General features: G+C 68.8%; 19 protein-coding genes. 11 read left to right on the forward strand and 8 right to left on the reverse strand.

From position 1 onward, the window contains the following. The first annotated feature begins 40 nt into the window (after positions 1–40). The 3 genes from J7U46_RS18470 (at position 41) to J7U46_RS18480 (ending at position 4067) form a co-directional block, all read left to right on the forward strand. A complete protein-coding gene (locus J7U46_RS18470; protein WP_282828483.1) occupies positions 41–1291 on the forward strand; it encodes an anion transporter in 1251 nt (416 codons plus the stop codon). A gap of 99 nt (positions 1292–1390) precedes the next feature. Further along, positions 1391–1789, forward strand: a complete 399-nt coding sequence (locus J7U46_RS18475; protein ID WP_282828484.1) for a BlaI/MecI/CopY family transcriptional regulator — start codon at positions 1391–1393, stop codon at positions 1787–1789. Continuing rightward, positions 1782–4067, forward strand: a complete 2286-nt coding sequence (locus tag J7U46_RS18480) for a M56 family metallopeptidase (RefSeq protein ID WP_282828485.1) — start codon at positions 1782–1784, stop codon at positions 4065–4067. Before J7U46_RS18475 ends, J7U46_RS18480 begins: the two co-directional genes overlap by 8 nt. Before the next feature lie 52 nt (positions 4068–4119). Here J7U46_RS18480 and J7U46_RS18485 read toward each other — a convergent pair whose 3' ends face one another. From J7U46_RS18485 to J7U46_RS18505, 5 genes are all read right to left on the reverse strand, one after another. After that, the gene (locus J7U46_RS18485) at positions 4120–4467 is read right to left on the reverse strand and encodes an HU family DNA-binding protein (RefSeq protein ID WP_282828486.1); all 348 of its coding nucleotides are present in this window, start codon (positions 4465–4467) and stop codon (positions 4120–4122) included. A 56-nt stretch (positions 4468–4523) separates the two neighbouring features. Next, positions 4524–5663, reverse strand: a complete 1140-nt coding sequence (locus tag J7U46_RS18490; RefSeq protein WP_282828487.1) for a GGDEF domain-containing protein — start codon at positions 5661–5663, stop codon at positions 4524–4526. 111 nt (positions 5664–5774) lie between these two features. Next, positions 5775–6995 (reverse strand): beta-ketoacyl-[acyl-carrier-protein] synthase family protein, encoded by a 1221-nt coding sequence (locus J7U46_RS18495; RefSeq protein ID WP_282828488.1) that lies wholly within the window; start codon positions 6993–6995, stop codon positions 5775–5777. Continuing rightward, positions 6992–7249 (reverse strand): acyl carrier protein, encoded by a 258-nt coding sequence (locus J7U46_RS18500; protein ID WP_282828489.1) that lies wholly within the window; start codon positions 7247–7249, stop codon positions 6992–6994. Before J7U46_RS18500 ends, J7U46_RS18495 begins: the two co-directional genes overlap by 4 nt. 14 nt (positions 7250–7263) lie before the next feature. Further along, positions 7264–8115, reverse strand: coding sequence for an alpha/beta fold hydrolase (locus tag J7U46_RS18505; RefSeq protein ID WP_282828490.1), 852 nt, complete (start codon positions 8113–8115; stop codon positions 7264–7266). A gap of 199 nt (positions 8116–8314) precedes the next feature. Between J7U46_RS18505 and J7U46_RS18510 the strand changes: the two genes are divergently transcribed. Further along, positions 8315–9010: a response regulator gene (locus J7U46_RS18510; protein ID WP_282828491.1), complete on the forward strand. Its 696-nt coding sequence runs from the start codon at positions 8315–8317 to the stop codon at positions 9008–9010. Then, on the forward strand, positions 8985–10388 hold the full coding sequence (locus tag J7U46_RS18515; RefSeq protein ID WP_282828492.1) for a sensor histidine kinase: 1404 nt from the start codon (positions 8985–8987) through the stop codon (positions 10386–10388). Before J7U46_RS18510 ends, J7U46_RS18515 begins: the two co-directional genes overlap by 26 nt. Here the strand turns inward: J7U46_RS18515 and J7U46_RS18520 are convergent, their stop codons facing one another. Beyond that, complete coding sequence (locus tag J7U46_RS18520) at positions 10389–11717, reverse strand: MATE family efflux transporter (protein WP_282828787.1); 1329 nt, start codon at positions 11715–11717, stop codon at positions 10389–10391. Between the two features lie 79 nt (positions 11718–11796). Between J7U46_RS18520 and J7U46_RS18525 the strand changes: the two genes are divergently transcribed. Next, a complete protein-coding gene (locus tag J7U46_RS18525; protein ID WP_282828493.1) occupies positions 11797–12555 on the forward strand; it encodes a transporter substrate-binding domain-containing protein in 759 nt (252 codons plus the stop codon). 8 nt (positions 12556–12563) lie between these two features. Here J7U46_RS18525 and cphA (J7U46_RS18530) read toward each other — a convergent pair whose 3' ends face one another. Both cphA (J7U46_RS18530) and cphA (J7U46_RS18535) read right to left on the reverse strand, forming a co-directional pair. After that, positions 12564–15128, reverse strand: coding sequence for a cyanophycin synthetase (cphA, locus tag J7U46_RS18530; protein WP_282828494.1), 2565 nt, complete (start codon positions 15126–15128; stop codon positions 12564–12566). 47 nt (positions 15129–15175) lie between these two features. Further along, on the reverse strand, positions 15176–17353 hold the full coding sequence (cphA, locus tag J7U46_RS18535; RefSeq protein WP_282828495.1) for a cyanophycin synthetase: 2178 nt from the start codon (positions 17351–17353) through the stop codon (positions 15176–15178). Between the two features lie 185 nt (positions 17354–17538). Here cphA (J7U46_RS18535) and J7U46_RS18540 point away from each other — a divergent pair, with 185 nt between their 5' ends. The 5 genes from J7U46_RS18540 (at position 17539) to can (ending at position 23259) form a co-directional block, all read left to right on the forward strand. Beyond that, positions 17539–19821: an ABC transporter ATP-binding protein gene (locus tag J7U46_RS18540; RefSeq protein ID WP_282828496.1), complete on the forward strand. Its 2283-nt coding sequence runs from the start codon at positions 17539–17541 to the stop codon at positions 19819–19821. Continuing rightward, positions 19818–20297 carry a DUF1854 domain-containing protein gene (locus tag J7U46_RS18545; protein WP_282828497.1) on the forward strand — a complete coding sequence of 160 codons (480 nt, stop codon included), beginning with the start codon at positions 19818–19820 and terminating at the stop codon, positions 20295–20297. Before J7U46_RS18540 ends, J7U46_RS18545 begins: the two co-directional genes overlap by 4 nt. Before the next feature lie 170 nt (positions 20298–20467). Then, positions 20468–21649 carry an isovaleryl-CoA dehydrogenase gene (locus tag J7U46_RS18550; RefSeq protein ID WP_282828498.1) on the forward strand — a complete coding sequence of 394 codons (1182 nt, stop codon included), beginning with the start codon at positions 20468–20470 and terminating at the stop codon, positions 21647–21649. Between the two features lie 12 nt (positions 21650–21661). Next, the gene (locus J7U46_RS18555) at positions 21662–22582 is read left to right on the forward strand and encodes a pyridoxal-phosphate dependent enzyme (protein ID WP_282828499.1); all 921 of its coding nucleotides are present in this window, start codon (positions 21662–21664) and stop codon (positions 22580–22582) included. Further along, positions 22579–23259 carry a carbonate dehydratase gene (gene can, locus J7U46_RS18560; protein ID WP_282828500.1) on the forward strand — a complete coding sequence of 227 codons (681 nt, stop codon included), beginning with the start codon at positions 22579–22581 and terminating at the stop codon, positions 23257–23259. Before J7U46_RS18555 ends, can begins: the two co-directional genes overlap by 4 nt. Positions 23260–23276: the final 17 nt, after the last annotated feature.

Below are 23276 nucleotides of genomic sequence, written 5' to 3' on the forward strand. Positions count from 1 at the left end.
GCCGAAGGCAGAACCGCAACCCCCTAATTCCAGAGTTCGCATGCCCGACCTTTCCGCTTCCCAACTGTGGGTGCTCGGTGTTTTTGGCACCGTCTACCTGGGCATGATCCTCGGCGGTCTGCCGCGCCTGCAGCTGGACCGCACCGGCGTGGCCCTGCTGGGCGCCATCGCCATCGTCGGTGCAGGCGTGATGACCCCCGAGGCCGCCGCGGAGGCCATCCACCTGCCCACCATCCTGCTGCTGTTCTCCTTCATGGTGATCTCGGCACAGATGCGGCTCGGCGGTTTCTACGGCGCGCTGACGCGCCGCATCGCCGCGCTGCCGCTGGGCCCGGCCGGCCTGATGGGCGTGGTGATTGCGGCGTCGGGTGCGCTGTCGGCCGTGTTCTCCAACGACATCGTCTGCCTGGCGATGGCGCCGCTGCTGCTTGAGGCCTGCCTGCGCCGCCGGCTCGACCCGATTCCGTTCCTGCTGGGCCTGGCCTGCGCCAGCAACATCGGCTCGGCCGCCACGCTGATCGGCAATCCGCAGAACATGCTGATCGGCGAGGTGCTGAAGCTGCACTTCGGCAACTACAGCCTGCAGGCCTTGCCGCCGGTGCTGGCCGGCCTCGCGCTGCTCTGGGCCTTGCTGGCCTGGCAGATGCGCCACGGCGCGCCGGCTGCCGAGCAGCAAGCGCCGCCGCCCGACGAGCCGCCGTTCGACGCCTGGCAAACGGCAAAGGGCCTGATCGTGGCCGGCGTGCTGGTGGCCGTGTTCCTGTTCAGCCCCTGGCCGCGCGACGTGGCGGCCCTGGTCGGCGCCGGCTTGCTGCTGCTCAGCCAGCGCTTCCATTCCAGCAAGGTGATGGGCCTGATCGACTGGGAGCTGCTGATCCTCTTCATGGGCCTCTTCGTCGTCAATGCGGCGCTGGAGCGCAGCGGCATGACGCAGGCGGCCATCCACTGGCTGCTGGCCCAGGGCCTGGACCTGAGCCAGCCCGGGCCCTTGTTCGGCGCCACGCTCGCACTGTCCAACCTGGTTTCCAACGTGCCGGCGGTGATGCTGCTGCTGCCCGGCGCCAGCTCGGCAACAGCCGCACCGACCGCGGGCGTGGCGCTGGCCCTGGTCAGCACGCTGGCGGGCAATCTGCTGATCGTCGGCTCCATCGCCAACATCATCGTGGTCGATGCCGCACGCCGCGCCGGCGTCGTGATCGACTGGCGCCGCCATGCGCGCACTGGCCTGCCGGTCACGTTGCTCAGCCTGGCTTTCACCGCGCTGTGGCTGGCCTGGCTGGCCCGACCCTGAGCCGGTTTCCAGGCTCGGTGAAACCCCTGTCGTAAGTCACTTGCGCGGTCTCGCGAATCTCTTCTACATTTGTAGTACTACATCTGTAGAAGAGATCCCATGGACGAAGACAAGAGCAATGACCTGGCCCTCAGCGAGCTGCAGCTGGCGCTGATGCGTGTGCTGTGGGCGCGTGGCGAGGCGAGCACGGCCGAGGTGGTCGAGGCCCTGCACGAGGCCGGCCGGCCGCTCGCGCACACGACGGTGGCGACGCTGCTGACCCGCTTGGAGAAGCGCGGCCTGATCAGCGCCAGCCGCGACGGCCGCCAGCTGCGCTACCGCGCGGTGGTGGACGAGCCCGAGGTGCAGCGCTCCATGGTCTCGGGCCTCCTGAGCACGCTGTTCCAGGGCCAGCCCAGCCGATTGATGAACCACCTGCTGAGCGAGGGCGAGATCGGCGAGGACGACCTCGTTCAGATGCGCGCCCTGCTGGCACGACGCGGAGGCCGCCATGCTTGAAGCCCTGGCCGCCTGGCTGCTCAACTACCTGCTGCACAGCAGCCTGCTGCTCGGCGGCGCGGCGTTGGCCGAGCGCCATCCCGCGCTGCAGCGATCACTGAATGCGCGCGAGCTGCTGTGGCGCATCGCGCTGTTCGGTGGCCTGCTCAGCGCCACGGCCCAAGCACTGGCGCCGCCGCTGCTTGATGCCTGGCGGCAGCTGCCGCAGCAAGCCAGCAGCCTGCCCGCCGAGCCGCGCAGCGCCGGCCTGGTGTTGGCGGCCGTGGAGCCCCTGGAGCGCGCGGCCGAAGGCCGGCTCGCGCCGGCACCGGTGGCGGAGCTCGCTGCGCCCGTCCGGATCAGGCAAGACCTGGCCCTGTCGGCGCGCGTCAGCAATGCGGTCGGCATCCTCACGCTGGCCTGGGTGCTCGTCGCCCTAGGTGGCCTGGTGCTGCTGGGCCTGCGCCTGGCGGCGCTGCGCTGGCAGGTGCGCCGCCTGCGCCTCGCCGCCGAGCCGGCCTGGCAGCAGGCCGCACAGCGCCTTGCTGGCCTTGCCGGCCTGCCCACACCCAGTCTGCGCCTGAGCGAGAACTGGCAAAGCCCGCTGGTGACGCCGGATGGCGCAATCTGCCTGCCGCGCTGGCTGGCCGCCAAGCTGGACGAGCGCCAATGCGAGGCCGTGCTGGCCCATGAAATTGCCCACCTGCTGCGCCGCGATCCGGCCTGGCGCCTGGCCGGCCAATGGGTGGCGGCGCTGGGCTGGCTGCAGCCGCTCAACCAACTGGCCCTGCGCCGCCTCGACGCGCTGGCCGAGCTGGCCTGCGACCGCTGGGCCGCTCAGGCCTCGGGCCAGCCGGTGGCCTTGGCTGAAAGCCTTTATGCCTGTGCCGAGCAGATCGTCCGCCGTGGCCGCGCGCCCCATCTGGCGGCTGCGATGGCGCGCCCCGATTCGGCGCTGCTGCAGCGCATCCGTTCACTGATGGAGGACACACCCATGCAAGAAGGACAAGCAGGCCTGGTGGCCAAGCGATTCAAATGGCGCTGGCTCGCGCTGGCCGCTGTGCTGTCAGCGCTGTTCGGCGCGGTGGCCGTGCCGGCCGTGGTGCTCGGCAAGATGGATTCCGACTGGGTGATGGAGCTGCAGGACGGCTTCAGCTTCCATCGAGGCACCCGCATCGTCAGCAACGACGGCCAGGGCTCGACCCGCGTCAGCGTGCGCGGCAGCGACCTGCGCTTCAACGAGGCCGAGGACGAGATCATCGGCGTGACCGGCTCGGTCAAGATCAGCGAAAAGCGCGGCGGCCTGCGCCGCGAGGCGTTCATCGAGAGCCAGCCGGGTGGTGCGCTCAAGACCAGCTACAGCGTCGATGGCAAGGTCCAGGAGTTCGATGCCGCCGGCCGTGAATGGCTGAAGACCATGGTGAGGCAGCTGGCCGACACCATGGTCAGCGCCGACGAGCGTGTCCGCAAGCTGTTCGCCAAGGGGGGTCTGGAGGCCGTGCTGACCGACCTCGACAAGCCGCGCTCCGACTTCGATCGTCGCGCCCGCATCGAAGCCCTGGTGGGCCTGCGCGAAGTCGGCGCCCTGACGCCGGCCGCGCTTGATCGGGTGATTGCGGCGGTCGGCGCCATGGGCTCGGACTACGACCGCCGCGCGGCCTTCGTGGCCCTGCTCGAGAACCAGAAGCTGCCGGCTACCCAGCAGGTGGCGCTGCTGGACGGCACGGCCCGCATAGGTTCGGACTTCGACCGCCGCACGGTGCTGGAGGCCCTGGTGCCGCAGCAGCTCGAAGAGGGCGCGGTGCTGCAGGCCTGGGTCAAGGTGATGCGTTCCATGGGTTCTGACTTCGACCGTCGCACCGCCATCGAGCAGCTGATGGACCGCAAGCCGCTGGGCAAGCCCACGCTGGATGCGGCACTGCAGGTCAGCACCCTGCTCGGCTCGGACTTTGATCGCCGCACCGCCCTGCAGCGCATCGCGCCGCGCCTGGACCTGTCTACCCAGGTCGAGGCCTACGTGCAGTCCGCCTCGCGCATGGGCAGCGACTTCGACCAGCGCGAAGCCCTGGTGACCCTGATCGAACGCGGACCGCTGGACAAGGCGGCCACGCTGCTGATCCTGGACGGCACCCGGAACCTGGGCTCGGACTTTGAACTGGCCAACGTGCTGAAGGCGCTGGCCGAGCAGATGCCGGCCGATGCCGAGCTGCTGAGCCGCTACCGCAAGGTGGCGCGCCGGCTCAGCGACCACGAACGTGGCCAGGTTGAAAAGGCTCTGGATCGTTTGGACAGAAGCTGAAATGAAAAGAGGGCCCGCAGGCCCTCTTCTCACATCAAGCGCGAGGCTTGCCTTACTTCTTGGCCTTGGCGGCCGGCTTCTTGGCAGCGGCGGCGGGAGCCTTGGCAGCCTTGCGGGCAGCGGCCTTCGGGTCCACGGCGGCCTTGAAGGTGGCGCCAGCGGTGAACTTCGGCAGCTTGGCGGCGGCGATCTTGATCTTGTCGCCGGTCGAGGGGTTCACGCCGGTGCGGGCGGCGCGGGCATGCTGCTTGAACGAGCCGAAGCCGGGGATCGTGACAGCGCCGCCCTTCTTGACGGTGGTGACGATGGCGTCCAGCAGCGTTTCCAGCACGCGGCCGGCTTCGGCCTTGCTCAGTTCGTGCGCGCTGGCCAGGTGTTCAATCAGTTCCGATTTGTTCATTGTTCAGAGTCTCTGTGGGATGACGCCCGACCATCTCGGGCGGCGTGATTGTCGCTCTAGCCGAGAGACACGCGATTTCGGCCGTCCTGCTTGGCTTTTTGCAGCGCCGAATCGGCCGCCGCCACGAGCTTCTCCAGCTCGTGGCCACAGGCCTCCGAGCTGCAAAGGCCGATGCTGACCGTGTAATTCAATTCAGCGTTAGGCAGCTTGATGCGCGCCTCGACCACCTGCCTGCGCACACGCTCGCAGACCCGTTCGGCCGCCGCGCCGTTGAGCCCATCCAGCAGCACCAGGAACTCCTCGCCGCCGTAGCGCACCACCAGGTCGCCGGGGCGCAGCTGTGCGAGCAGCAGGGCGGAGAGCTGGCGCAGTACCTCATCACCGGCGGCGTGGCCGAAGTTCTCGTTGATGTGCTTGAAGTGGTCGGCATCGATCATGGCCACGGCAACGCTGCGGCCCGAGCGGCGCGCCCGCTGCAGCATTCGCTGGCCGAGGCTGTCGAGGCCGGCGCGGTTGTAGGCACCGGTCAGGCGGTCGGTCAGCGAGAGCCGGCGCAGCTCCTCGGCATAGCGCCGCGTGATCATCAGCACGAGGCCGAAGGCGATGCAGACCTGAGCCAGCGGAATGACGAACAGCGTGCCGTTCATCACCAGGGCCTGATCGGCCGGCGCATCGCCGCGCAGCAGCAGCCACAGGGTCCGCAGCGTGAGCGCGGCGGCGAGCACGCCGAAGCCGGTGGCGGCCACCCACATCACCGGCCGGGTGCGGTCGCGCACGCCGCGCACCAGGGTCACGAGGCAGGCGATGTCGAGCGCTGCGAAGCCGAAGCCGCTGACAACCAGGCGGCCGGTCAGGCTGGGTTCGGCCCAGCTGAAGTAGCCGGTCAGCAGCATCGAGGCGAGCGTCACGGCGGCCAGGGTCTTCGGGGACAGGTCTTGCCCGCAATAGCGCCGCACGCCCCGCCAGACCAGGGCCTGGCCGAGGCCCATGAAGCCGTAGCTCAGCACAGCGTGGAAAAAGATGGGCGTGCCGGTCTGCACGCCAAGGGCCAGGCCCAGGCAGGCGCTGACATTGCCGAAGGCCCAGAGCCGCAGCTCGGCTTGCCGGCCCACGCCCAGGGCGGCCGCCACCAGCAGGGCCGTGGTCAGCAGCGTGAAGCAGACTTCAACCAGCAGCAGCGTGGATTCGTGGAGCATGGCGTCCCAGGAGTTGCTGGCCCAGTCTAGGGCAGCAGGCCGGCTTGTGGGCGCGGCGGCCACCGGTCGTCCCGGCCAGCGCACGCCGCTCAGACGCCCGTAGAACGCCGCTCAAACGCGCCGCGCGACCAGGGCGACGTTGCTGCCGCCGAAGGCGAAGGAGTTGGACATCACGGCCTGCAGCGCTGGCGCCTCGCGGCCGCTGCTGCGTACGATGTCGGCCAGCGGGTCCAGCTCGGTTTCGCGCAGATGGGCCGAGCCCGGCAGGCGGCCGCGTCGCAGCGCCTGCACGGCGGCCACCAGCTCCAGCGCCCCACCAGCACCGATCAAGTGGCCGTGCAGGGCCTTGGTGGCGCTGACCGGCACGGCCCGCATGCCGAAGACCTGGGCCAGCGACAGAGCCTCGACCGTGTCACCCACGTCGGTGGCCGTGCCGTGGGCGTTGACATAGCCGATGCTGGCGGGTGCGAGCTCCGCATCCGCAAGCGCCTGGCGCATCGCACGGCACTGGCCTTCCATGTCGGGTCGCGAGAGGTGCATGGCATCGCAGCTGTGGCCATAGCCCGCGAGCTCGGCCAGCGGCGTGGCGCCGCGCCGGCGTGCATGGTCCTCGGTTTCCAGCACCAGGGCGGCAGCGCCCTCGCCGAGCACCAGGCCACGGCGTTGGCTGTCGAACGGGCGGCAGCTCTGCGCAGGATCTTCGGCATCCGGGGGCGCCATCACGCCCATCGCCTGCCAGGCGGCCAGCGAGCCTCGGTTGAGCATCGCTTCAGACCCGCCCACCAGGGCCAGTTCAGCCGCGCCGCTGCGCAAGAGCCTCAGGGCATCGCCAATGGCCTGGGCCGAGGAAGCGCAGGCATTCGAGACGGCGATCATGCTGGCCCGCAGATGGTGCTGCAGCGCCAGGTGGGCGGCGGCCGAATTGCTCATCACCCGCAGCACGGTGTAGGGGTGGACGCGCGGCTTGTCGCGCGTCAGCAGCTCGGTGTAGGACTGCTCGATGGCGTTCGAACCGCCGAGGCCCGTGCCCCAGGCCACGGCCGCGCGCAGCGGCTCTCTGGCCTGCGCGGGCAGGCCGGCCTGGCCCCAGGCTTCGGCGGCAGCGCGCAGGGCCAGCAGGCTGTGGCGGTCGTGCAGGCTGCGCTGGGCCGGCGTCATGCCGGTATCGATGGCCTGCAGCACTGGGGCGCCGACCATGGGGGTCGGGCGGTGCAGCAGGCGCACGCCCGAGCGCTGCTGCTCCAGCGCATCGGCCAGGGCTTCTGCGCCATCGCCCAGCGCGCTGCAGGCGCCGAGGCCGGTGATCCAGACCCTGGTCCTCGGTGGGCTCATGCCGCGAGGGCCGTCTTCTCGGCGTTCAGCTGGTCCACGAGCTTGGCCAGGCCGTTCAGCGTCGGATCGACCATGGCGGACGCATGGTCGACACCGATGTCGTAGTGGTCCTCGATCGCAAACATGAACTCGACCAGGGTCAGCGAATCCAGGCCGAGCTCGGTGAACGAGACCTGGTTGTCGAGCTTGTCTTCGGGCACGCCGAAATGCTCGCTGACCATGATGCGCAGCTGCTGCAGGGTGGGGCTTGTCATGGGGGTTCTCCTTGTCAATCGGCGGCCGGCAGGGGCGCCGGTACCAGCCTTTGCAGAAAGTCGCGCGCGGCATGGGCCACGGCGACGCGTTCGTTGTCCAGCGTCAGCATGTGATAGCTGTCGTGGAACCAGTGGACCTCGGGCGCCTGGCCGAGCCGCTGCTCCAGCTCCCGCACCGAGCGCGGGCCGCTGACCTCGTCTTCGCTGGCATGCAGCACCAGGGCGGGCACCTCGATCTCGGGCAGGCTCTTGCGCACATGGCGCAGCAATCGGCTGGCCTGGTAGAGCGAGGCCGCCGGCAGGCGCGCCGCGCCGGCGGCCGATACGGCATCGGATTGCATGGCCTGCGCCACCCATTCGCGCAGCCGCTCGTTCTTCAGGCCGAAGGGCTCGGTCTCCTTGAAGCTCAGCCAGCCGCGCAGCGGCGGCAGGTAGGCCAGCGGCAGCAGGCGCCGCCAGGGCGAGACATTCCAGCCGTCGAAATGCAGGGTGGTGGAGATCAAGAGCAGGGCCGCCGCCGGGCGCTGCCGCGACAGCGCCAGGGACAGCACGGCGCCCATGCACAGGCCGCCGAGCACGACCTGGCCGTGGCGCTCGGCCAGCGCGTCGTAGTGCTCGCGTGCCTGCGCCAGCCATTGCTCCCAGGGCGGCACGGCCGCATCGGCAGGGCCGCCCGGAATCACGCCATAGCCGGGCAGCGGCGGCACCTCCACCACATAGCCGGCGGCGCGCAGCACGCGGGCCAGCGGCATCAGCTCCAGCGGGTTGGCGCGCAGGCCATGCAGCAGCAGCACGGCGGGTCGTGGGTCGGGCGCAACAGCCTGGAGGCTGGCTTCGACATCGGTCGAAAGGGCAGGGAGGAGCATGGCCGGGAGGCTAGCGAGCGTGCATGTCGATCGCTTGTCGCCTAGCTTGCAGAAAGCTGTCGCGCTCGGCTGGCGCACTCCGGGACGGTGGCCGGACGTGTTGATGAAGGCTTGCCGCAAGCTTGCGACTTCAGCGGGCGGGGCTAGCGCTTATGCTGCGCAACGGCCGTTCTTGCGGTCGCTGCTCCCACTCCACGACATGCGCATCCTGCTGGTCGAAGACGACGAACTCCTGGTCGAGTCGACCTCCCGCGCCCTGCGCTCGCAAGGCTGGGTGGTCGATGCCACGGCGCGCGGCGAGCCCGTGCCGCTGTCGCTGCGCCAGGACCGCTACGACCTGTTGATACTCGACATTGGCCTGGCCGGCATCGACGGCTTCGAAACGCTGCGCCGCGTGCGCGCCCAGGGCCTGGACCTGCCGGTGCTCTTGCTCACCGCCCGTGATGCCGTGGAAGACCGTGTGCGCGGCCTGGAGGGCGGGGCGGACGACTACCTGGTCAAGCCTTTCGCGCTGAGCGAGCTGATCGCGCGCTCGCGTGCCCTGGTGCGCCGCAGCCAGGCGCGCAGCGGCAACGAGCTGCGTTTCGCCAACCTGCGCATGGACCTGGAGGCGCGCCGTGCCTTCGCTGGCGAGGAGCCGCTGGCCCTTTCGGTGCGCGAATGGGATGTGCTGGCCTACATGCTGCCGCGTGCCGGCAAGGTGGTGGCCAAGGAGCAGATCGCTTCGGCCAGCAACAGCTGGGACCAGAGCGTCACCGACAACGCCATCGAGGTCTGCATCTCGCGCCTGCGCTCCAAGCTGGAGACGGCCGGCGTGCTGGTGCGCACCGTGCGGGGCTTCGGCTATCTGCTGGAAGAGGCCCAGGTCGATGATGAGAAACAGCCCGGCGGCTGAGCCAGCCCGCAAGCCTGCCGGCGCGCCGCTGAGCCTCAAGCAGCGCCTGCTGTGGTGGCTGATGCTGCCGCTGTTGGCGGCGGTGCCTGCCGGCAGCTTCGCGCTCTATGGCGTGATGCGCGGCACGGCCGTGGCCTGGCTGGACCAGGCGCTCGGCGACACCGCGCTGGCCGTGGCCAACTTCATCCGCGTGCGCGATGGCAAGCCGGTGGTCGAGGTATCCATGCAGACCGACCGCGCGCTGCGCTTCGACCGCGTGGACCGTGTCTACTACGAGGTGCTCGACCCCCAGGGCCGCACCCTGGTGGGCGACGCCATGCTGGCCGGCGTGCCCGTGCGCGTGCGCGCCGGCGAATGGCGCTTCCTGGATGCGCAGCCTGAAGTAGAGACCCTGCGCATGGTGGTGCTGGGGGTGGTCTGCGGGCCGGCGGCCGTGTGCCAGGTGCGCGTGGCCGAGACCGTCTTCAAGCGCGACGCGCTGCGCAAGCAGTTGCTGCTGGCGGCCACCGGCATGATGGTGGTGCTGGCTGCGGTGCTGGCCATCGCCGGGCGCCTGGCCATCCAGCAAGGCCTCAGGCCGCTGGACGAGCTGAAGTCCGAAGTGGAAGAGCGGCAACTGGACCGTCTCGAGCCCCTGAGCCAGAACGTGCCGGCCGAGGTGCAGCCTTTGATCGCCGCCATCAACCGCCTGTTCGAACGTCTGCGCCTCGCTGCGCTGGCGCAGCAGGACTTTCTCGCCAACGCCGCCCATCAGTTGCGCACGCCGCTGACCTCGCTGCGCACCGACATCGACCTTGCGCTGCTGGAGCCGCATGACGCGGCCCAGGAGCCGCTGCTCAAGCGCCTGCAGAAGAGTGTGGACCGCAGCGCCCGTCTGGCCCAGCAGATGCTCGCGATGGCGCGGGCCGATGCCACGGTCACCGAGGCAGGCAAGCCGCTGGACCTGCGCGATGTGGCCGCGCAAGTGGCCGAGGACTGGGTGCCGCGCGCCGTCGAGGCCGGCCTGGACCTGGGTTTTGACCTGCAGGCCGCGCCCGTGCTGGGCCAGGGCTTTCTGCTGCGCGAGCTGCTGGAGAACCTGATCCACAACTGCCTGAGCTATGCCGGGCCCGGTGCGCGTGTGACGGTGCGCACCGCCAGCGAGGCCGGCTGGGCCGTGCTCGAGGTGGAGGACAACGGGCCCGGCATTCCGGCCTCCCATCGGGCGCGGGCGCTAGAGCGCTTCCAGCGCGGCGCCGCCGCACGCGGCCTGGGCAGCGGCCTCGGCCTCGCGATTGCGCTCGACATCGCCAAGCGCCATGGCGGCGCTTTGAGCCTGCATGACGGCACGCAGGGCGTGGGTCTGCTGGTGCGAGTGGAGCTGCCCCTTCGCGCCTGATCAGTGCTGGCGCAGCCGCCGGTGTGTGGCGCGTGCGTGCGGCACCCAGGCCAGCCGCGCCCAACGCCGCCACATGAGCAGGCCGCGCACCCACTCATCCAGCGCATAGGCCACCCACACGCCGACCAGGCCCCAGTGCATGCCGAGCACCCAGCTGCCGCAGGCGAGCACCAGGATCATCGAGGCGCTGCCTGCCATCACCGGATAGCGCGCATCGCCAGCGGCGCGCAGCGCATTGATCACGACGAGGTTGAAGGTGCGGCCCGGCTCCAGGATGACGGTGATCCACATCAGCGTGGTGCCGGTGGCGATGATCTCTGGATCGCTGGTGAACAGGCGCAGGAGCCAGGGCGCGGCCAGCGCGGCGCTCAGCGCCACCGCCAGGCTGAGCAGCAGGCCGCGGCCGAGGGCCTTGCGCACAAGCTGGTGGGCCTGGTGCAGCTCGCCCGCGCCAATCAGGTGGCCGACCACGATCTCGGCCGCGAAGCCGGTGGCCAGGCCCGCCAGCAGCACGAAGTACATCAGCTGCTGCGTGTAGGCCTGGGTGGCCAGGGCGATGGCGCCGAGCTTGCCGGCCACCGCCACGCTGACCATGAAGGCCAGCCGGTAGGCGATGTTCTCGGCCGCGCCCGGAAGGCCGATGTGCAGCATGGCCGCAAGCTCGGGCCGTGGTAGCCGCCACCAGTCGCCCCAACGGGGCCTCAGGTCGAGCCGCGCGCGCCACAGCCACAGATGCAGGGCGATGCCGAGCAGGCGGCTCGCGCCCATGGCCACGGCAAAGCCGGGCAGGCCGATGCGCGGCATCAAGAGCCAGGCCAGCAGCAGGTGGCTGGCATGCATGGCGACGATCACGGCCAGCGTGTCGCGGGTGCGCAGGTGGGCGCGCATCACACTCGCCATCGAGGCGTTCCAGGCGTCCAGCGGCAGGGCCGGTGCCAGCGCCAGCAGCAGGGGCAGGGCCAGCGGCACGACCTCGGCCGGCGCATTGAGCAGGTGCAAGAGCGGCTCGGCGCCCAGCGAGGCCAGCGCGGCGATGAAGAGCCCCATCCAGGTGCTCGCGCCCAGCGCTGCACGGGCCAGCGCATCGGCCTGGTCGCGGCGGCCGCCGCCGAGGCTCTGCGTGATCACCACGCTGACACCGGCGCCGATGATGCGGAACAGGATGAAGAGCATGCCCACCACATGGTTGGCGAGGGCGAATGCCGCACCGCCGGTGTCCGACACACGCGCCGCGAGGGCAGTGCCGAGCATGCCCACGGCGATGCCGAGGCAGAGTTCGAGAAATAGTGGCCAAGCCAGTGAAACAAGGCGTGGTGCAGCCTGGGTCATGTCATACAAGGGCGTGGGGGCCGCCGTAGGATCACGACCAGAGGCCCGTTCAAGTGGGTGATTGTGCGGAAGTAATGCAATGAAACCGGCCCGTCGTCGTTGGATGGCTGCATTGGCAGCCGGCCTGAGCCTGCTGGCTCCGGCTGCCGAGGCGCGCCAGCCCGGAGCGCCGGCGGCTCCGCTGCACGTGCTGGTCGACAACACGGCCGAGATGCCGCAAGCCTTGATACAGCGCGGTCAGCTGAACGACGGCATCCTGCGCGACGTGGGCATCGCGCTCGCCGACAAGCTGGGGCGCGAAGCGCAATTCCATGTGCTGCCGCGCAAGCGCCTGGCCGACGAACTGGTGGCGGGCGCCGGTGCCGACATTGTCTGCGGCTATTTGCCGAACTGGCTGCCCGGCGAACTGGACTGGAGCAAGCCCTTCCTGCCCGATGAGCAACTGTTGCTGAGCAGCAAGCCCGGGCCTGCACCGGCCCGGCCCACGGACCTCGGCGGCGAGCGCATTGGCACGGTGCTGGGCTTTGTCTACCCCGAGATGCAGCAGCTGCTGGGCCCGGCCTTTGTGCGCGACGACGCGCTGGATGCCGGCGCCAACCTGCGCAAGCTGAGCCTCGGCCGCATGCGCCATGCCATCGTGGGCCGGCTGCAGTTCGACTACCAGATGCGGCTCGGCAGCTACAAGCTGGACCTGCATCCGCCGCTGGTGATCTCCAGCTTCATCAGCCAGTGCGGCCTGTCGCGCCGCAGCAGCCTCACGCTGGCCGAGCTGAACAAGGCCATCGCTGCGTTGCAGGCCGAAGGCGGCGTGCAACGCATCCTGGCGAAGTACCGCTAGGCGATTGATCAGCCGTTCTTGACGCGCTGGGCCAGGTGGGCCAGCGCTTCCTCGACCTGGTCGACCAGCACCAAGCACAGCTCGCCCGGCTGCAGCTTGTCCAGCGCGCGGTCGATGGCGATGAACTCGCCGCGGATTTCCTCGACATGGCTGGTGCGGCTGGCGCCTTCCAGGCCCTGGCGCAAGAGGGCCAGCACCTCGCCGTCCTCGCGGCCGCGCTGGCAGGCATCCTGGAACAGGATGACCTCGTCGAAGGCCTTGCCGAGGATCTGCGTCTGCACGCGGATGTCCTCGTCGCGGCGGTCGCCGGCGCCGGAGATCACGACCGAGCGGCGCGTGGCCGGCAGCGCCTCGACGGCGGCCACCAGGGCGTTCATCGCGTCTCCGTTGTGGCCGTAGTCGGCGATCACGGTGGCACCGCGGAAGTCCATCACATTGAAGCGGCCAGGTGCGTTGTCGGCGTCATTGGCGAAGCTGGCCACGCCACGGCGGATGGTGTCCCAATCGAGGCCCATGCCCCAGGCCGCCGCCACCGAGGCCATGGCGTTCTCGACCTGGAAGCCGATGGCGCCGTTGCGGGTGATGGGGATCTCACGCAGCGGAATGGTCTCGCGCCAGGCGCCTTGCGCTGCCACGAGCTGATCGCCGTCCACATAGACGCAGCGCTTGCCCTGCGAACGGTGCGCGGCCATCAGCGGATGGTGGCGGTCGGCGGCGAAGAAGATGATCTGGCCCGGGCAGACACCGGCCATATTGGCCACCACCGGGTCGGCCGCGTTCAGCACGGCATAGCCGGTGGGCGCCACGTTCTGCACGATCACGCGCTTCACGAGGGCCAGTTCCTCGACGGTGTTGAGGAAATTCATGCCCAGGTGGTCGCCGGCACCGAGGTTGGTGACGACCGCGACCTGGCAGCGGTCGAAGCCCAGGCCTTCGCGCAGCACGCCGCCACGCGCGGTCTCGAACACGGCCGCTTCCACGTCCGGGTGCATCAGCACATTGCGGGCGCTCTTGGGGCCGGAGCAATCGCCGCTGTCGATCTGGCGGCCGTCCACGTAGACGCCGTCGGTGTTGGTCATGCCCACGCGCAGGCCCATGGTCGCGAACAGGTGGGCGATCAGGCGGGTGGTCGTGGTCTTGCCATTGGTGCCGGTGACGGCGACGACCGGGATGCGGCCGTCCTCGCCCTTGGCCGTGGCAAGGCCGTACAGATGCGAAATGATGGCCTCGCCAACATTGCGGCCCTTGCCATAGCTGGGGCTCAGGTGCATGCGCAGGCCCGGCGCGGCATTCACTTCGACGATGCCGCCGTTCACTTCCTCGAGCGGCTGATGCACGCTCTCGGCCACCACGTCGACGCCGCAGACATGCAGGCCCACCACCTGCGCTGCCGCCACGGCACGCGCCGCCACCTCGGGGTGCACGTCGTCGGTCACGTCGGTGGCAGTGCCGCCGGTGCTGAGGTTGGCGTTGTTGCGAAGGATCACGCGGCGGCCCTTCTCGGGCACCGATTCCGGGCTCAGGCCCTGCAGCTCCAGGCGGGCCACGGCGATGTCGTCGAAGCGGATCTTGGTCAGCGAGGTGGCATGACCATCGCCGCGTTTCGGGTCGGCATTGACCTTGTCGACGAGTTGCTTGACGGTGAGCGTGCCGTCGCCGATCACATGCGGCGGGTCGCGACGCGCGGCGGCCACGAGCTTGTCGCCCACCACCAGCAGGCGGTAGTCGGAGCCGGGCAGGAATTTCTCGACCATCACATGGCCGATCTCGTCGGCCGCCTTGTAGGCGATCTCCAGATGCTCGCGGGTCACGACGTTGACGGTCACGCCCTTGCCCTGGTTGCCGTCCTGCGGCTTGACCACGACCGGCAGGCCGATCTCCTGCGCCACGGCCCAGGCCTCGTCGACCGAGTCCACCGGGCTGCCCACCGGCACCGGCACGCCAGCCGATTGCAGCAGGCGCTTGCAGAGGTCCTTGTCTTGCGCAATCGATTCGGACACGGCCGAGGTGGCGTCGACCTCGGCGGCCCAGATGCGGCGCTGCTTGGCGCCCCAGCCGAACTGCACCAGGCTGCCTTGCGTCAAGCGGCGGAAGGGGATACCGCGAGCGACTGCCGCGTCGACGATGGAACCGGTTGACGGGCCGAGGCGCACATCTTCATCCAGTTCGCGCAACTGAGCGACGACCTTGTCGTCATCGAACGTGCCGCCGGTGGTGGCGGCCTCGATCAACTCGCAGGCAGCCTTGAAGGCCAGGCGGCCCACGTCTTCCTCGCTGTACTCGACGACGACCTGGTAGGTACCCGCTTCGGAGGTGGTGTGGGTGTGGCTGAAGGTGACCGGGCAGCCGGCCTGCGCCTGCAGCGCCAGCGTGGCCTGCTCCAGCACGTGGGCGAGGGACATGCCAGCACGCAGCGCGCCTATGCCGGGGAAGAGTTCGCGCAGACGGGCTTCGAAGCCCGGCTGGCTGGTGATGGCGAGCTCGGGGCCGCTGCAGCTGACCACCGCTTCGATGGCGGTGTGGCGGCTCCACATATTGGGGCCGCGCAGGGCACGGGTGCGGGAGACTTCCATGGTCGTCGGTCTTTCTCGGGATTCTTTGCTTGCTTCAGGTGGCCAGCTCAGGCCGCCAGTTCCGGCACGAAGGTATCGGCACCCGCCGAGATCAGCTCGGGCGAGATGTGCAGGGCCCAGGCCGTGGCGACGGCGGCCAGCAGCGTGGCGGCGTCGGTCGCGATGCCAGCGCGGGCGAAGCGCTTCAAGAGGGCATCGATGTTGGCGCCTGAGGTCTCGCCCTGGCCTTGGGCCAGCACGGCGGCACCGCCCTGCAGGAACACGGCGCGGCCGCCCTTGGCGCGGTGCGCAGCCAGCGCGGCGTTGTTGCCGTCCAGCGCGTAGAGCAGCACCTCGCCATCGCTCAGCTCGGCCATCTCCACGAGGCGTGGCTCGGCCGCATTCAGCACGGCCACGCCATCGGACAGCACCACGTCGATCTGGGTGCGCAGCACCTTGAAGAGCTGGTCTTCGGTGCGGATGTCGTGCTCGTCTAGCGAGCCGAGACCGCCCATGTCGCAGACCACGCCGACGGCGCAGCGGTCATAGGCCAGGCCGTCTTGCAGGATCACGCTGGCATTGCTCTCGGCCACGACGGCATCGACGCCGCGGTTCATCAAGAGGCGGTGCGCCGCCTCCCAGCGGGCGCCGCGCTTGTGCTCGACGCGGCGATTGCCGAGGAAGAGGCCGTCGCTGCACGACAGGCCCACATGGCGACCGTTCAGGTGCAGGAGCCAGGCCACCAGGCGGGCGATGTTGTTGCCGCCCTGAGAGGCAGTGATGCCGACGATGGGGATGCGGCCGGTCTCGTCGGATGAGAACAGGTGGTCGATGATGGCCTGGCCCACGGGCTGCGGGTTGCCCGCGGCCGGCTTCAGGTGCATCAGCAAACCGGGGCCTGCATTGACCTCGACGATGGCGCCGCCGGTCTCGTACAGCGGCTTGGAGATATCGCTGGTGACCAGGTCGACGCCGGCGATGTCGAGGCCGATGGTGCGCGCCGCCAGCGAGACCTGGAAGGCCACGTCGGGGTGCATTTCGTCTGTGCAGTCGATGGCCACGTTACCGTTGCGCTGGATCAGCACGCGCTGACCGGCGGCAGGCACCTTGTCCACACCCAGGCCCTGGCGCTGCAGGTCCAGCAGGATCACGCCGTCCTCGGCGATGTTCAGGCGGTTGAGGGGGAATTCCTCGGTCGTGCCGCGGCGCGGGTCGCTGTTGATCTGCAGCTCCACCAGCTCCAGCACGGTGTGCTTGCCGTCACCGGTGACGGCGGCTTCGTCGCCGCGGGCGGCCGCCACGACCTGGCCGCCCACCACCAACAGGCGGTGCTCGTTGCCAGGGATGTAGCGCTCGACCAGCACTTCGGAGCCGTGGCGCTCGGCCACCTCGAAGGCTGCGGCGATGTCCTCGCGCTTCCTCAGGTCCAGCGTGACGCCGCGGCCGTGGTTGCCGTCCGACGGCTTGACCACCACCGGCAGGCCCAGGTCCTCGGCGGCCTCCCAGGCTTCATCGGCGTTCTTGACCACGCTACCGGCCGGCACGGGCACGCCGACGGCCTTGAGCAGGTCCTTGGTCAGGTCCTTGTCGCGCGCAATGCCTTCGGCGATCGCGCTGGTCATGTCGGTCTCGGCGGTCCAGATGCGGCGCTGGCGGGCGCCATGGCCCAGCTGCACGAGGTTGCCGTCGTTCAGGCGGATGTGGGGAATGCGGCGCTCGGTGGCCGCAGCGACGATTGCGGCGGTGGAGGGGCCGAGGTAGCAGTCGTCCACCTTGTCGCGGACCCGCTCCACGGCGGCGGCCACGTCGAATGCATCGCCATTGATCTGGGCCATCAAGAGGGCATGGCCTTCGGCGAGCGCCTGGCGGGCAACCTGCTCGTCGCGAGCACGGAACACCATCCGGTAGACGCCGTGCTGCGAGGTCGAGCGGGTCTGGCCAAAGCCCGTGGGCATGCCGGCCAGATTCAAAAGCTCGATCACCACGTGCTCCAGCACATGGCCCATCCAGGTGCCTTCGGTCAGGCGCTGCAGGAAGCCGCCGCGCTCGCCGACGCCGCAATGGTGCTCAGCGAGGGCCGGCAGGGCGGCGGTGAGGCGTTCGGTGAAACCGGGCAGCTTGTTGCTGGGGAATTCTTCCAGGGGCCCCAGGTCCAGCCAGGTTTCCAGCACCGGCCGGTAAGTCCACATATTGGGGCCGCGCAAATAGTTGACGCGCAAAAGCTTGATGTCGTCGTGTCTGCTCATGGAGGGCAAGAGGCTGGTTCGGGGGGCTTTTTGAAGCTCAGGGCACCATTGTGCGCGCTTCTTTGCGGACTGCCGTGGCCGGCCGTTTTGTGGCAGGCGCCCGGCATCGGTCAAAATCCGCTTAATTACAACAAGCGCCGAACTGGCGAATAGGGCCTGAAAAGGCTCAGTTGGCAGAACAAACAATGCAGCATCAACATCCCGAAGTCGCGCCGGACCCAGTGCATCCGGAGTGGTCTGCCCTGAAGGCGCGGCTCATGACGGACGAGAACGTCGTCGGCGAACTGGAGGTTGACCTCGACTCGCGACTGCACTTCGCCCGGGGCCTCTTGGTGCTGACCAGCCGGCGCCTGCTGGCCTTCGACCCGGCCACGAGGGCCTGGAGCGAATGGGCCCTGAATCCGCAGCTCGCCATGCGCATCTCCGACCATGCCGGCGTCGGCAGCCTTGAGCTCGTGGACGGGCAGCAGCGCTTGGCCGTCTGGCGCTTCACCCTGCAGATGAATCTGCAGGCCCAGCGCTGGCAGGAGCTGTTCGAGCGCCGCGACGAGGGCGCCCGCGATGCCGCCGAAGACGTGGAGTTCTGCCCCAGCTGCAAGGCGCCGCTGCCGCCGGAGAGCGAGGAATGCCCGACCTGCGCCCGCGAACTGCACACGCCGCCCTCGACCTGGGTGCTCTTGCGCCTGTGGCGCTTTGCGCGGCCCTACCAGGGCCAGCTGGCGCTCGGCTTCGCGCTGATGCTCGGCTCCACCGGCGCGACCCTGGTGGCGCCTTACTTGAGCATGCCCTTGATGGACAAGGTGCTGATCCCGTTCCAGAACGGCCAGCAGATCGATCCCTGGCTGGTCGGCATGTACCTGGGTGGCCTGTTCGGGGCCGGCCTGGTGTCCTGGCTCTTGGGCTGGGCCAAGACCTACATCCTCGCCCTGGTGTCGGAGCGCATCGCGGCCGACCTGCGCACCGCCACCTTCGAGCACCTGCTGTCGCTGTCGCTGGAGTATTTCGGCAGCAAGCGCACCGGCGACCTGATGAGCCGCATCGGCTCTGAAACCGACCGCATCAGCGTGTTCCTCTCGTTGCACGCGCTGGACTTCATCACCGACGTGCTGATGCTCGGTATGACGGCCCTGATCCTGTTCTCGATCAACCACTGGCTGGCCCTCGCTACCCTGCTGCCGCTGCCCTTCATCGCCTGGATGATCCACCTGGTGCGCGACCGGCTGCGCACCGGCTTCGAGAAGATCGACCGCGTCTGGGGCGAAGTCACCAGCGTGCTGGCCGACACTATCCCCGGCGTGCGCGTGGTCAAGGCCTTTGCGCAGGAGAAGCGCGAGGCCCAGCGCTTCCGAGCTGCCAATGCCCACAACCTGGCCGTGAACGACAAGCTGAACAAGACCTGGAGCCTGTTCTCGCCCACGGTCTCGCTGCTCACGGAAATCGGCCTGCTGGTCGTCTGGGGCTTCGGCATCTCGCTGGTGGCCAAGGGTGACATCACGGTCGGTGTGCTGACCGCCTTCATCGCCTACATCGGCCGCTTCTACGGCCGCATGGATTCGATGAGCCGCATCGTCTCGGTCACGCAGAAGGCGGCGGCCGGCGCCAAGCGCATCTTCGACATCCTCGACCATCAATCGAACGTGCCCGAGCCGGTCAACCCGGTGAAGCTCGACAAGGTCGAGGGCGGCATCCAGATCGAGGGCATCGGCTTCCGCTACGGCAACCGTGCCGTGATCCGTGGCCTCAACCTCGAGATCAAGCCGGGCGAGATGATCGGCCTGGTGGGCCACTCGGGCTCGGGCAAGAGCACGCTCGTCAACCTGATCTGCCGCTTCTACGACGTGACCGAGGGCGGCATCCGCGTGGACGGCGTGGATCTGCGCCGCATCGGCGTGGCCGACTTCCGCCGCCACATAGGCCTCGTGCTGCAGGAGCCCTTCCTGTTCTTCGGCACGATTGCCGAGAACATCGCCTACGGCAAGCCCGAGGCCACGCGCGAGGAGATCGTCGCCGCCGCGCGTGCCGCCCATGCGCACGAGTTCATCCTGCGCCTGCCGCAGGGCTACGACTCGCTGGTCGGCGAGCGCGGCCAGGGCCTGTCGGGCGGTGAGCGCCAGCGCATCTCCATCGCCCGCGCCTTGCTGATCAATCCGCGCATCCTGATCCTCGACGAAGCCACGTCTTCGGTCGACACCGAGACCGAGAAGGAAATCCAGAAGGCACTGGACAACCTGGTGAAGGGCCGCACGACGATTGCCATCGCTCACCGCCTGTCCACGCTGCGCAAGGCCGACCGCCTGGTGGTGATGGACCGCGGCCAGGTGGTCGAGGTCGGCCCGCATGACGAGCTGATGGAAAAGAAGGGCGCCTACTGGAGGCTGTACGAAGCGCAGGCGCGCCGCGTCGACGCGGAGGAGGCCGAAGCGATGGCCTTGCCCAATCCCAACGCCCACACGACGGTGGTCGCATGAGCACGAGCAACATGAGCTTCAAGTCGCTGAGCCGCAATGCCTTCGGGCGCCTGGTGCTGGTGGACGAGCAGGGTGTCGAGCACCAGGGCGTGGTGCCGGTGCGCGCCCATCCGATCTCGGCGCCGGATGAGGGCGTCTCCCTTGTCGGCACCGACGGCCATGAGCTGGCCTGGATCGATCGCCTGTCCGGCCTGCCGGCGCCCGAGCGCGAACTGCTGCAGGCCGAGTTCGCGGCCCGCGATTTCATGCCCACGGTGCTGCGCATCGCCAAGGTCTCGACCTTCTCCACGCCCAGCCAATGGACGATAGAGACCGACCGCGGCGAGACCCAGTTCATCCTGAAGACCGAGGAAGACATCCGCCGCCTGGGCGAAGGCCGGCTGATGATCACCAGCAGTCACGGCCTGCAGTTCATCCTGCCGGACCGATTTGCGCTGGATCGGGCGTCGAAGAAGATCCTCGAGCGCTTCCTGTAGGAGCGCGGCAGGTCTGGCGAGATCGGGCCTTCGGGCTCTTGCTTAGGTAAGTTCACGGACGAGTCTGGCCGCCAGATCACGCCCTAGAATTGACGTTTACGTAAACGTAAGTCGAGCTCCATCTGCCAGCCCTCGGGCTTAGGATGGCTGCCGCCTCCAGGAGACAAACAATGAGCAACTTGCCCGGCCTGAATTTCCAACTTGGTGAGGACATCGACGCGCTGCGCGATGCGGTGCGCGCCTTTGCCGATGCCGAGATCGCGCCCCGTGCGGCCGAGATCGACCGCTCGGACCAGTTCCCCATGGACCTGTGGCGCAAGATGGGCGAGCTGGGCGTGCTCGGCATCACCGTCGGTGAGGAATACGGCGGCGCCAACATGGGCTACCTGGCCCACATGGTGGCGATGGAAGAGATCAGCCGCGCCTCGGCCTCGGTGGGCCTGTCGTACGGCGCGCACAGCAATCTCTGCGTGAACCAGATCAAGCGCAATGGCACGGATGCCCAGCGCAAGAAGTACCTGCCCAAGCTGATCTCGGGCGAGCATGTGGGCGCGCTGGCGATGAGCGAGCCGGGCGCCGGCTCCGACGTGATCAGCATGAAGCTGAAGGCCGAGGACAAGGGCGGCTACTACGTCCTCAACGGCAGCAAGATGTGGATCACCAACGGCCCCGATGCCGACACCCTGGTGGTCTATGCCAAGACCGAGCCCGAGCTGGGCGCACGTGGCGTCACGGCCTTCCTGATCGAGAAGGGCATGAAGGGTTTCAGCATCGCGCAGAAGCTCGACAAGCTGGGCATGCGCGGCAGCCACACCGGCGAGCTCGTCTTCCAGGACGTGGAAGTGCCGGCCGAGAACGTGCTGGGCGGCCTCAACATGGGCGCCAAGGTGCTGATGTCGGGCCTGGACTACGAGCGCGCCGTGCTGACCGGCGGCCCGCTCGGCATCATGCAGAGCGTGATGGACAACGTGATTCCGTACATCCACGACCGCAAGCAGTTCGGCCAGAGCATCGGCGAGTTCCAGCTGATCCAGGGCAAGGTCGCCGACATGTACACGGTGCTGCAGGCGGCCCGCTCGTTCGCCTACACCGTGGCCAAGAACCTCGACCTTTTGGGCACGGACCATGTGCGCCAGGTCCGCAAGGACTGCGCCTCGGTGATCCTCTGGACCGCCGAGAAGGCCACCTGGATGGCCGGCGAGGGCGTGCAGATCTTCGGCGGCAATGGCTACATCAACGAGTACCCGCTGGGCCGTTTGTGGCGCGATGCCAAGCTGTATGAGATCGGTGCCGGCACTTCGGAAATCCGCCGCATGCTGATCGGGCGGGAACTCTTCGCGGAGACGATGTAACTCTCTGCCGCTATGAAGCCGCTGCACCTCAATACGCCGCTGCTGCGCGCCGCGCCCGGCCTGTTCCCGCAGGCCGAGGTGTGGCTGAAGATGGACGCGCTGCAGCCGAGCAGCAGCTTCAAGCTGCGCGGCGTGGGGCGGCTGGTTCAGCAGGCGGCGGCTGATGGGGCGCGCGAGATCGTCTGCGCCTCCGGCGGCAATGCCGGCCTCGCGGCGGTGTTCGCGGCACGCTCGCTCGGCCTGCCGGTCACCATCGTGCTGCCGAACAGCAGCAGCACGGCCGTGGCCGAGACGATCGCGGTGCGCGGCGCCTCGGTCTTGCGCCATGGCGCCGTCTGGGATGAGGCGCATCTGTTCGCCGTGCAACTGGCGGCCGAGCGCGGTGCAGCCTATGTCCACCCCTTCGACCATCCGCTCCTGTGGGACGGCCATGCGACGCTGATCGACGAAGTCGTCGCGACCGGCCTTGAGTTCGATGCGGTCATCACGGCCGTGGGCGGTGGCGGCTTGTTCGCCGGCATCGTCCAGGGCCTGCGCCGCAATGGCCTCGAGCAGGTGCCGGTGATCGCCGTCGAGACCCTGGGTGCCGACAGCCTCAGCCAGAGCCTGGCGGCTGGCGAGGCCGTCACGCTGCCAGCCATCACCTCCATCGCCACCTCGCTGGGCGCCCGCCGTGTGGCCGACGAGGCGCTGCGCCTGGCGCAAAGCCATCCGACGGTCAGCCTCACGGTCAGCGACAGTGACGCCACGCAAGCCTGCGTGCGCTTCGCAGACGCGATGCGCGTGATGGTGGAGCCCGCCTGCGGCGCAGCGCTGGCTGCCTTGAGCGTTCACGAAGCGCAGCTCGCCCGATTCAAAAGACCCCTGATCGAAGTCTGCGGTGGCATCGCTGTCAGCACGGCGTCGCTTGCCACATGGACAATCCACGCATGAGCACCCATCTTCAAGAACTCCTCGAGAACAACAAGCAATGGGCCGCCGACACCGAGTCGCGCGAGCCGGGCTTCTTCTCCCGCCTGCTCAAGCAGCAGACGCCGCAATACCTGTGGATTGGCTGCGCCGACAGTCGCGTGCCGGCCAACGAGCTGGTCAACCTGCTGCCGGGTGAGCTCTTCGTGCACCGCAACGTGGCCAACGTGGTCGTGCACTCGGACCTCAACTGCCTGTCGGTGATGCAGTTCGCCGTCGACGCGCTGAAGGTCAAGCACATCATCGTCGTGGGCCACTCCAACTGCGGTGGCGTCAAGGCAGCCCTGCTGGACCAGCGCACCGGCCTTGTCGACAACTGGCTGCGCCATGTGCAGGACGTGCGCAACGAGCATCTCGACTGGCTGGAGACGCTGGCACCCGAGCAGCGCGTCAACGCGCTGTGCGAGCTGAACGTGCTGGCACAAGCTCGCAATGCCTGCCAGACCACGGTGGTGCAGGACGCCTGGGCGCGCGGTCAGGAGGTGGTGGTGCACGGCTGGGTCTATGGCCTGCACAACGGCCTGCTGGAGGACCTGTCGCTGACCGTGGCGTCTGCCGACCAGGTGGGCGATGTCTATCGCCAGGCGCTGGCTGCTGTGAAGAAGCGCTACGAAAGCGCGAAGCTGAGTTCCGCCGCCTGAAACGAGCTGGGCACGCC

It is taken from the genome of Pelomonas sp. V22 (assembly GCF_030014915.1).
In the GTDB taxonomy this organism is placed as follows: Bacteria; Pseudomonadota; Gammaproteobacteria; order Burkholderiales; family Burkholderiaceae_C; genus JAUASW01.